Origin of the sequence: Stutzerimonas nitrititolerans, assembly GCF_003696285.1 — a bacterium.
GTDB lineage: Bacteria > Pseudomonadota > Gammaproteobacteria > Pseudomonadales > Pseudomonadaceae > Stutzerimonas > Stutzerimonas nitrititolerans.
In genome coordinates, this window is sequence record NZ_RFFL01000080.1 from 1 (window position 1) to 533 (window position 533).

Annotated in this window: 1 protein-coding gene; it reads left to right on the forward strand. The window is 55.2% G+C overall.

Annotated features, from left to right (window positions below):
• The first annotated feature begins 62 nt into the window (after positions 1 to 62).
• Positions 63 to 530 carry a hypothetical protein gene (locus tag EA795_RS20785; RefSeq protein ID WP_122079252.1) on the forward strand — a complete coding sequence of 156 codons (468 nt, stop codon included), beginning with the start codon at positions 63 to 65 and terminating at the stop codon, positions 528 to 530.
• Positions 531 to 533: the final 3 nt, after the last annotated feature.

Genomic DNA, 533 nt, shown 5'->3' on the forward strand with positions numbered 1-533 from the left:
AAACGGCCTCCACAAAACCCGGGGCGATTCATTGATCCCCTAAGCATCCGGAACTAGCCTGAATGAGTACAACGCACGTCGCGCTCGGGTACGCACGCCGATGGCTATTAGGGCTTAGAGCCGGGATCAACGTCATGAAGATCGCGCCACAACCTCTTTTTGAGGTGCTTACTCGCTTCAAAAAGCTCGAGTTTCAATCCCCAGAGCTGCGATATGAGCTACCTGAGGTGCGCGCATTTCTGGAAGGGTTTCCAGCGGCGCTTCGCGCCAAGGAGGGATACGTTGCAGTACGTGCTTTCCTAAAAACCTGCAGCGATAACGAGACAACATTCAACAGCTACCGCACTGATGCAGAGCGCTTACTCCTTTGGTCGCTCCTGGAGGCCCAGAAGCCGCTCCTAGAGCTCAACCACTCGGATAGCGAGAGCTTCGTAGCATTCTGCCTTAAGCCGCCGAGCAGCTGGGTTGGGCCGGTTGTAAGGGACAGGTGGGTTCTACCCCATTTCCACGGACGGTTTGAAAAGGGCTGAAAA

What these genes read in the sequence shown, in the direction of transcription:
- EA795_RS20785 (WP_122079252.1), top strand. Translation starts at nt 63, where the DNA reads ATGAGTACAACGCACGTCGCGCTCGGGTACGCACGCCGATGGCTATTA.